This window comes from Streptomyces sp. DH41 (assembly GCF_029813785.1).
Taxonomy (GTDB): domain Bacteria; phylum Actinomycetota; class Actinomycetes; order Streptomycetales; family Streptomycetaceae; genus Streptomyces.
Map to the genome: position 1 here is coordinate 215,332 of NZ_JARVKY010000006.1, position 11,052 is coordinate 226,383.

Annotated in this window: 1 protein-coding gene; it reads left to right on the forward strand. The window is 74.4% G+C overall.

The annotated features are described in order from the left end of the window. The first annotated feature begins 16 nt into the window (after positions 1-16). Positions 17-11,035 (forward strand): type I polyketide synthase, encoded by an 11,019-nt coding sequence (locus tag QC283_RS12875; RefSeq protein WP_279561605.1) that lies wholly within the window; start codon positions 17-19, stop codon positions 11,033-11,035. Positions 11,036-11,052 lie beyond the last annotated feature (17 nt).

The following is an 11,052-nucleotide window of genomic DNA, read 5'->3' on the forward strand; positions in this document are numbered from 1 at the left end:
CCTTCAGGGGAGAGCTGTGTCCGCCAACGACACTCACAAGGACGCCGCCGGCAACGAGGTCCGGCTCCGCGACTATCTGCGCCGCGCCATGGCCGAACTGCACGAGACCCGGGAGAAGCTCCGTCAGGCCGAGGAACGCGGCACCGAACCCCTCGCGATCGTGGGGATGGCGTGCCGGTTCCCGGGTGGGGTGGGTTCGCCGGAGGGTCTGTGGGATCTGGTGGTGTCGGGGACGGACGCGGTGTCGGGTTTCCCGGTGGACCGTGGCTGGGATGTGGAGGGGTTGTTCGATCCGGAGCCGGGTCGGCCTGGGCGTACGTATGTGCGTGAGGGTGGGTTCCTGCATGGTGCGGGGGAGTTCGACGCGGGGTTCTTCGGTATTTCGCCGCGTGAGGCGGTGGCGATGGATCCGCAGCAGCGGTTGCTGTTGGAGACGTCGTGGGAGGCGTTGGAGCGTGCGGGTATCCCGGCGGCGGGTCTGCGCGGCTCGCGGACCGGCGTCTTCGTCGGCGCCATGTACCACGACTACGGCACCGACCGCACCGCCGCCACGGACGACTCGGGCGGCTTCGGCGGCACCGGCACCTCGGGCAGCGTCGTCTCCGGCCGGATCTCGTACGCGCTGGGTCTGGAGGGGCCGGCGGTGACGGTGGACACGGCGTGTTCCTCGTCGCTGGTCTCCCTGCACCTGGCCGGGCAGGCCCTGCGCAACGGCGAGTGCGACCTGGCCCTGGCGGGCGGCGTCACCGTCATGTCCACCCCCAGCACCTTCGTGGAGTTCTCGCAGCAGCGGGGGTTGTCGGTGGACGGGCGGTGCCGTGCGTTCGCGGATGCGGCGGATGGTACGGGCTGGGGTGAGGGTGTCGGCATGCTGCTGGTGGAGCGGTTGTCGGACGCTCGTCGTCTGGGGCATCGGGTGTTGGCGGTGGTGCGGGGTTCTGCGGTCAATCAGGACGGTGCGTCCAATGGGCTGACGGCTCCGAACGGTCCGTCGCAGCAGCGGGTGATCCGGGCGGCGTTGGAGTCGGCGGGGTTGTCGGGTGCGGATGTGGATGTGGTGGAGGCGCACGGTACGGGTACGCGGCTGGGTGATCCGATCGAGGCGCAGGCTCTGCTGGCGACGTATGGGCAGGGGCGTGATGTCGAGCGTCCGTTGTGGCTGGGGTCGTTGAAGTCGAATATCGGGCATGCGCAGGCGGCTGCGGGTGTGGGTGGGGTCATCAAGATGGTGATGGCCTTGGAGCGGGGTGTGTTGCCGGGGACGTTGCATGTGGATCGTCCGTCGTCGCGGGTGGACTGGTCGGCGGGTGCGGTGGAGTTGCTGACCGAGCGGCGTGAGTGGCCGGAGGTGGGGCGTCCGCGTCGGGCGGCGGTGTCGTCGTTCGGGGTGAGTGGGACGAACGCGCACGTGATTTTGGAGCAGGCTCCCGCTGTCGAGTCGGTCGAGGAGCCGGTGACGCGGGACCTGCCCGTGGTTCCGCTGGTGGTGACCGCCAAGACCCAGGCCGCCCTGCGTGAACAGCAGGCACGTGTCCGAGCCCGCCTGGACCAGGAGCCTTCGCCACGTCCACTGGACGTGGCCTTCAGCCTGGCCACGGAACGCTCGGTGCTGGAGCACCGCTCGGTGGCCCTGGGACAGACCACCGTGCAGGGCGTGGCCCCTGAGTCACCCGGCCGCACGGTGCTGGTGTTCCCGGGGCAGGGGACGCAGTGGGCGGGGATGGGCCGTGAGCTGCTGGATGCCTCGCCGGTGTTCGCCGCCCGTATACGGGAGTGCGCTGCGGCCTTGGCGCCGTTCATCGACTTCGACCCCATCGAGGTGCTGCGTTCGGGTGCGGCGTTGGAGCGGGTGGAGGTGATCCAGCCGGTCACGTGGGCGGTGATGGTGTCCCTCGCCGAGCTGTGGCGTTCCCTGGGCGTCGAGCCCGATGCGGTGGTGGGGCATTCGCAGGGTGAGATCGCGGCGGCTGCCGTCAGTGGTGCGCTGTCCCTGGAGGACGCGGCGCGTGTGGTGGCGCTGCGGGCCCAGGTGATCGGCCGTGAGCTCGCCGGTCTCGGGGGCATGGCGTCGGTGTCGCTGCCGCGCACGGAGGTCGAGACCCGCCTGGTCGGCTGGGAAGGCCGCCTCGATGTGGCCGCGGTCAACGGCCCCTCCAGCACGGTCGTCGCGGGTGACGCCGACGCGGTCGTGGAGTTCGTCGCCGCCTGCCGGGCGGAGGAGATCCGGGCCCGTCAGGTCCCGGTGGACTACGCCTCGCACTCGGCGCATGTGGAGCGCATCGAGGCCGAACTCCTCGACGTGCTCGCCCCGATCACCCCGCGTGCGTCCAAGGTTCCCTTCTACTCGACGGTCGACGCCGCTGTGGCGGACACGACGACCCTGGACGCGGGCTATTGGTACCGCAATCTGCGGCACACCGTCCGCTTCGAGGAGACGGTGCGGCTCCTGACCTCCAAGGGGTTCGGGACGTTCGTGGAGTCCAGTGCCCACCCGGTGCTGACGATGGGCGTGCAGGAGACGGCCGACGTGACCGCCGTCGGTTCGCTGCGGCGGGACGAGGGCACGCTGGCCCGTTTCCTGACCTCGGCCGCCGAGCTGTTCGTGCACGGGACGTCCGTCGACTGGGCCGCTCTCTTCGAGGGGACCGGCGCCCGGCGCGTCGACCTGCCCACCTATCCCTTCCAGCACCAGCACTACTGGCTCGAAACCGGCGCGGCGCAGACCGACTCGCTCACCTACCGCGTCCAGTGGAAGGCCCTCGACGCCGACGAGACGCCCGCCCGGCTGTCCGGGCGGTGGCTGCTGGTCCTGCCCGAGGGACCGGCCGGATCCGAGGCCGCCGAAGTCGCCCGGCAGCAGCTGGCCGCCCGGGGAGCCGTCGTGGAGCCGTTCGCCGTCAGTCCGGCCGACGCCGACCGGTCCCTGCTGCGCGCCCGGCTCGCCGAGGCCGCCGACCGTCCCGGCGCCGAGCCGCTGACCGGCATCCTGTCCCTGCTCGCCCTGGCCGAGGGCGAGCACCCCGACCACACGGCTGTTCCGCTCGGACTCGCCGCCACCCTCACCCTCGCCCAGGCCGCCGCCGACGCGGGCACCGGGGCCCGGCTCTGGGCCGTCACCGAAGGCGCCGTGACGGTGACCGCCACCGAGGTGCCGTCCGCCGCCCAGGCGCAGATCTGGGGACTGGGCCGCGTCGCCGCCCTCGAACTTCCCACCCTGTGGGGAGGACTGGCGGACCTGCCCGCCGGGGGGCGGGCCGACGCCCGGCCCTGGCAGCAACTGGCCAACCTGCTGGCCGCACCCGGTAACGACGACCAGGTGGCCGTCCGCGGCTCCGGTGTCTTCGGCCGCCGCCTCGTCCAGGCCCAGCTCGGCCCGGCCGCCGGCGCGCGGCACACGCGAGGCACCGCGCTCGTCGTCGGCGACATCGCGGGCGTCGCGGCACCGCTGGCCCGCCGCCTGCTCGCGTCCGGCACCGAACACGTCGTACTCGCCGGACTCACCGGTGCCGTCGCGGACGAACTCGCCGACCTCGCGGGCCGTACGACCGTCACGCCCTGCGACCTGACCGACGACCACGCGCTCGGTGAACTCCTCACCCGGCACGCCCCGTCCGCCGTCTACGTCGCACCGCCCGTCGCGCCACCGACCACGCTCACCGAGACCACCATGGAGGGCTTCGCCGCCGCCGTCCTGGCCAAGACGGACCTGCCCACCCGCGTGGACGCGCTCCTCGCCGGCACCGACCTCGACGCCTTCGTCGTGTTCTCCTCCGTCGCGGGCGTCTGGGGCGGAGCCGGCCAGGGCGGCTACGCGGCCGGTACCGCGTACCTGGACGCGTTCGCCCAGACCCGTCGCGGCGTGGGCCTGGCCGCCACCTCGGTGGCCTGGACCCCCTGGCGGAACACCTCCGGCGTCTCCGCCGGGCACCTCGCGCGCACCGGTCTGAGCCTCCTCGCCCCCGAGCGCGCCCTGGACGCCCTCGACGCCGTCCTCGGCCGCGACGAGACCGGCATCGCGGTCGCCGACGTCGACTGGAGCCGGTTCGAACCCGCCTACACCGCCGCCCGGCCCTGCGCGCTCCTCGACGAGCTGCCCGAGGTACGGCGGGCACGCCGGGAGGAGCCGGCCGTATCCGACCGCGAGGAACAGACCAGCGGGCTCGCGGCCGCCCTGCGCGGCAAGTCCGAACAGGAGCAGGAGCGGGAACTGCTGCGACTGGTGCGTACCCACGTCGCCGCCGCCCTCGGACACTCCGACGCCGACGGCATCGCACCCGACCGGGCCTTCCGAGCGCTGGGCTTCAACTCCGTCACCGCCGTCGAACTGCGCAACCGGCTGCGCGAGGCGACGGGCCTGCCCCTGGCCGCCTCCCTGGTCTTCGACCACCCCAGCCCCGCCGCGGTCGCCCGCCACCTGAGGGAACTGGTCACCGGCGAGGGCACCGACCAGTCCGCCGACGCGCCGTTCGCGGTCGCGCCCGCCGACGGCGACGGCGAACCCATCGCCATCGTCGGCATGGCCTGCCGCTTCCCCGGTGGCGTCAGCACCCCCGGCGAGCTGTGGCGGCTGGTGCTCGACGGCGGCGACGCCGTCACACCCTTCCCCACCAACCGTGGCTGGGACCTCGACGGCCTCTACGACCCCGACCCGGAGGCCAAGGGCCGCACCTACGTCCGCGAAGGCGGCTTCCTGCCCGAAGCGCCCGACTTCGACCCGGAGTTCTTCGGCATCTCGCCCCGCGAGGCCCTCGCCATGGACCCCCAGCAGCGGCTGATGCTGGAGACCGCCTGGGAGGCGTTCGAACGCGCCGGGCTCGACCCCGCCCAGGTGCGCGGCAGCCGCACCGGAGTGTTCATCGGCACCAACGGCCAGCACTACATGCCGTTGCTCCAGAACGGCGACGAGGACTTCGACGGCTATCTCGGCACCGGCAACTCCGCCAGCGTCATGTCCGGCCGCCTCTCCTACGTCTTCGCACTGGAGGGTCCGGCCGTCACCGTGGACACCGCCTGCTCGGCGTCCCTGGTCGCCCTGCACCTGGCCGTGCAGTCGCTGCGCCGCGGCGAGTGCGGCATGGCCCTCGTCGGCGGCGCCACCGTCATGTCCACCCCGGAGATGCTGGTCGAGTTCTCCCGCCAGCGCGTCATGTCCCCCACCGGCCGCTCCCGGGCGTTCGCCGCCGGAGCCGACGGTGTCGCGCTCGGTGAAGGCGCCGGCACACTGCTCGTGGAGAGGCTCTCGGACGCCGAGCGCAACGGGCACCCCGTCCTCGCCGTCATCCGCGGCTCCGCCGTCAACCAGGACGGTGCCAGCAACGGCCTGACCGCCCCCAGCGGGCCCTCCCAGGTCCGGGTCATCCGCCAGGCCCTCGCCGACGCGGGCCTGCGACCGCGGGACGTCGACGCCGTCGAGGCCCACGGCACCGGCACCGAACTCGGCGACCCCATCGAGGCGCAGGCCCTGCTCGCCACCTACGGCGCCGAACGCCCCGGCGACGAGCCGCTGTGGCTCGGCTCCGTGAAGTCCAACCTCGGCCACACCCAGGCCGCCGCCGGAGTCGCCGGCGTCATCAAGATGGTGCAGGCGCTGCGCGGCGGCGTACTGCCGCGCACCCTGCACGTCGACGAGCCCAGCCCCCGCGTCGACTGGTCCGCGGGCGCCGTCTCCCTGCTCACCGACGACGTGGCCTGGCCCGAGCGGGCCACCCCGCGCCGCGCCGCCGTCTCCGCCTTCGGCATCAGCGGCACCAACGCCCACGTCATCCTCGAAGAGGCCCCCCGGCCCGAGCCGCAGCCCGATGCCGAGGCCCCCGGCCAGGACGGGACCGACTGGTGGTCGGAGGTCACCGTCCCGCTGCTGTTCTCCGCGCGCAACGAGTCCGCGCTGCGCGCCCAGGCGGCCCGGCTGCGCGCCGAACTGATCGAACACCCCGACACCCACCCCGCCGACGCGGGCTACACCCTGATGACCGCCCGCTCCCGCTTCGAACACCGGGCCGCCGTCATCGGCGAGAGCCGCGAGGAACTCCTCGACGCCCTCAACTGCCTGGCCCAGGACCGCCCGCACCCCGTCGTGCTGCGCGGCACCGCCGGGCCCGGCGACCGGATCGTCTTCGTCTTCCCCGGCCAGGGCTCCCAGTGGGCGTCGATGGCCGAGGGGCTGCTGGAACGCTCCGCCGCGTTCCGCGCGAGCGTGCGCGAGTGCGACGAGGCGCTGCGCGCCCACCTCGACTGGTCCGTGCTGGACGTCCTGCGGCAGGTCCCCGGCGCCCCCTCCACGGCCCGCGTCGACGTGGTCCAGCCGGTGCTGTTCACGATGATGGTGTCGCTGGCCGCCACCTGGCGCTCCCTGGGCGTGCACCCCTCCGCGGTCGTCGGCCACTCCCAGGGCGAGATCGCCGCCGCGTACGTCGCCGGCGGCATCTCCCTCGACGACGCCGCCCGCATCGTGTCCCTGCGCAGCCAGGCCTGGCTGACCCTGGCCGGCCAGGGCGGCATGATCGCCGCGTCCCTGTCCGCAGAGGACCTGCGGGCCCGTCTCGCACGGTTCGGCGACCGGCTCTCCGTGGCCGCCGTCAACAGCCCGAACACCGCCGCCGTCGCCGGTGAACCCGGCGCGCTGCGCGAACTCCTCGACGAACTCGCCGCCGACGGCGTCCACGCCCGCCCCATCCCCGGCGTCGACACCGCCGGGCACTCCGCACAGGTCGACGCGCTCAAGGACCACCTCATGGAGGTACTGGCCCCCGTCGCGCCCCGCACCGGCGACATCCCGTTCTACTCCACCGTCACCGGCGGCCTGCTGGACACCGCCGAACTGGACTGCGGGTACTGGTACCGCAACATGCGCGACCCGGTGGAGTTCGAGGCCGCCACCCGCGCCCTCGTCGCCGACGGCCACGAGGTGTTCCTGGAGCCCAGCCCGCACCCCATGCTGGCCGCGTCCCTCCAGGAGACCGTCGCGGACCGCGGTGCCCGCGCGGCCGTCCTCGGCACCCTGCGCCGCGACAAGGGCGGCGCCCGCTGGTTCGCCGCGGCCCTCGGCACCGCCCATGTCAGTGGCGTCGAGATCGACGCCGACGCCCTCTTCGGCACCGGCTCACGCCGCGTCGAGCTGCCCACGTACCCCTTCCAGCGCGAGCGGTACTGGTACAGCGCGCCGGCCCGGCGCGGCGACCTGTCCGCCGTCGGCCTGCGGGAAGCGGCACACCCCCTGCTCGGCACCGGCGTGGAACTGCCCGAGTCGGGGTCCGTCGTCTACACGGCCCGGCTGGGCGCCGACACCCAGCCCTGGCTGGCCGACCACGCCCTGCTGGGCACCGCCCTGCTGCCCGGCGCCGCCCTGGTGGACCTCGCCGGCTGGGCCGGACGGCAGTCGGGCTGCGACCGGACCGACGAACTGATCCTCCAGGCCCCCGTCGCGCTGCCCGACACCGGCGCCCTCGAACTGCGGCTGCTCGTCGCCGCCGCGGGCGAGGACGGACGGCGCACCCTGACCGTCCACTCCCGCGAGGCCGGCGCCGCGCCCGGCACCCCCTGGACCCGGCACGCCGAAGCCGTCGTCGCACCCGCGCCCGGCACCGAACCGCGGGCCGTCGCCCCCGCCCCGTGGCCGCCGGCCGCCGCCACACCCGTACCGCACGGCGAACCCGCCTCCTTCTACGAGGACTTCGCCGCCCGCGGCTACGACTACGGGCCCGCCTTCCGCGGCTTCCGCGCCGGCTGGACGCAGGGCGACACCGTGCACGCCGAAGTCCACCTGCCCGAGCAGGCCACCGGCACCGGCTACGGAATCCACCCCGCCCTGCTCGACGCGGCCCTCCAGGCGATGAGCCTCGGCCGGTTCTTCCCCGAGGACGGGCAGACCCGCATGCCGTTCGCGGTGCGCGGAGTGACCCTGCACACCGAGGGCGCCGCCCGGCTGCGCGTCACCGTCCGCCCGGCCGGCGCGGAAGCCGTCGCCCTGAGCGCCACCGACGACACCGGACGGCCCGTCCTCGACATCGACGAACTGCTGGTGCGTACCGTCTCCGACGAACAACTGGCCGCCGCGTCGGCCGGCCGGACCGGACACCACGGCTCCCTGTACGAGGTCGACTGGCCGACGCTGCCGGTCCCGGCCGCGCTGCCCGTGCGCCGCCTGGCGGTCGTGGGCGAGGACCACGCCAAGGTGCTCGCCGCGATGGAGACCGCCGGCACCGACGGCGACTGGTACCCCGACCTGGCCGCGCTGCTCGCCGCCACGGAGACCGGCCCCGCCCCCGACACCGTCGTCATCTCCTTCCCGCAGCACCCCTGCCCCGACGCGCCGGCCGCGCACACCACCGCCCACCGGGCCCTCGACCTGGCCCAGGGCTGGCTGACGGCCGGCGACCGGCTGGCCGGCACCACCCTCGCCCTGATCACCAGGGGAGCGGTGGCCACCGGCGCCGACGAACAGGTCGTCGACCCGGTCGGAGCCACCGTGTGGGGACTGATCCGGTCCGCCCAGTCCGAGGAACCCGGCCGCTTCGTACTCCTCGACGTCGACCGCCCCGACACCCTCAAGGGCACCACCCTGGCCGCCGCCCTCGCCTGCGGCGAGTCCCAGACCGCCGTCCGCGGCGGCGCCGTCCGCGTTCCGCGGCTCGCCCGCGCCGGCGACGCCGGCACCCGCGGCGACCTGCTCCTGCCCCCCGCCGACAGCACCGCCTGGCGGCTGGCCACCACCGGCACCGGCACCCTGGACGGACTGCGCCTCACCGACGCGCCCGACACCCTGGCCGCCCTCGAACCCGGACAGGTGCGCATCGCCGTCCGCGCCGCCGGCGTCAACTTCCGCGACACCCTCATCGCGCTCGGCATGTACCCGGGCGAGGCCGTCATGGGCGCCGAGGGCGCGGGCATCGTCACCGAGACCGGCCCCGGCGTGAGTCACCTCGCCCCGGGAGACCGCGTCCTCGGCATGTGGACCGGCGGCTTCGGCCCCTTCGCCGTCGCCGACGCCCGCATGGTCGCCCCCGTCCCCGACGGCTGGACCTACGCCGAGGCCGCGTCCGTGCCGGCCGTGTTCCTCACCGCCCACTACGCCCTCACCCGCCTGGCCGCGGCCCGGCCCGGCCAGTCCCTGCTGGTCCACGCCGCCGCCGGCGGTGTCGGCATGGCCGCCCTGCAACTCGCCCGCCACCTCGGCCTGACGGTGTACGCCACCGCGAGCACCGGCAAGTGGGACACCCTGCGCCGACTCGGCCTCGCCGACCGCGCCATCGCCAACTCCCGCACCACCGAGTTCGCCGACACGTTCCTCACCGCGACCGACGGCAGGGGCGTGGACATCGTCCTCAACTCCCTCGCCGGCGAGTTCGTCGACGCCTCCCTGCGGCTGCTGCCGCACGGCGGGCACTTCCTCGAACTCGGCAAGGCCGACGTGCGCGACCCGGAGCACCTCGCCAAGACCCACCCGGGCACCGCGTACCAGGCGTTCGACCTCGTGCAGGCCGGCCCCGACACCGTGGGCGAGATGCTGCGCGAACTGCTCGACCTGTTCGCCCAGGGCGTCCTGAGCCCGCTGCCGCTGACCACCTACGAGATCCGCGGCGCCCGCGAGGCCTTCCGCACCCTCAGCCAGGCCCGGCACACCGGCAAGCTGGTCCTCACCATGCCGCCGTCCTTCGGGCCGTACGGCACCGTCCTGGTCACCGGCGGCACCGGCACCCTCGGCAGCGCGGTGGCCCGCCACCTCGTCACCGAGCACGGCGTGCGCCACCTCGTGCTCGCCGGCCGCCAGGGCCCCGACGCCGACGGCGCCCCCGAACTCGCCGCCGAACTGACCCGGCTGGGCGCCGAGATCACCGTACGGGCCTGCGACGCGGGCGACCGGGAGCAGCTCGCGGCGCTCCTCGCTCAGATCCCCGCCGACCGGCCGCTGACCGGCGTCGTACACACCGCCGGAGTGCTCGCCGACGGCACCGTGCCCGCGCTCACCCACGACGACCTCGACACCGTCCTGCGCCCCAAGGTCGACGCCGTGCTCAACCTGCACGACCTCACCCGCGACCTGGACCTCACCGGATTCGTCATGTACTCGTCCTCCTCGGCCCTGTTCGGCAGCCCGGGCCAGGGCGGCTACGCGGCGGCCAACGCCTTCCTCGACGCCTTCGCCGGATACCGGCGCTCCCTGGGACTGCCCGCCGTGTCCCTCGCCTGGGGCCTGTGGGCCGGCGACAGCCGGATGGCCGGCCACCTCGACCAGAGCGGCATGCACCGCAGGCTCGCCCGGGGCGGAGTCCTGCCCCTCACCGACGCCGAGGGCCTGACCCTGTTCGACGCGGCGCAGGCCGCCGACAGCCCGCTCCAGGTGCCCATCCGGCTCAACCACGCGGCCGTACGCGCCGCCGGACCCGTCCCCGCCTTCCTCAGCACACTCGTCCAGGGCGGCACCACCGAGACCGCGCGGCACACCCCCCAGGAGGCCCCCGCCCAGGCCGACACGCTGACCGACCGGCTGGCCGGACTGTCCGCCCAGGAGCAGGAGGAGCTCCTCCTGGACACCGTCCGCGCTCACGCCGCCGCCGTCCTCGGGCACGGCGGACCCGACGGCATCGCCGCCGACCGGGCCTTCAAGGAGACCGGCTTCGACTCCCTCACCGCCGTCGAGATGCGCAACCGGGTGGCCGCCGCCACCGGACTGCGCCTGCCGGCCACCCTCGTCTTCGACCACCCGACGCCCCTCGCGCTCGCCGCGCACCTGCGTGCCGAACTGGCCCCCGAGGACACCGGAACCCCCCTGCCCGCCGACGCCGGCGGCAGGTCCGTCATGACGGAACTCGACCGGCTGGAGGCCCTCTTCGGTGCCCTCGTCGGGCAGGCCGCCGACGGCACCGCTCCGGACGCCACCACGCACCAGGAGATCGCGGGCCGCCTCACCGCCCTCACCGGACTGTGGCAGGGCATCGGCGGCACGCAGGGCACGCACACGGCGGACGAGACGACGGCCGACTCCCTCCAGGACGCCGACGACGACGAGATCTTCGCATTCATCGACGAGCGGTACTGAGCCGCGACCACGTGACG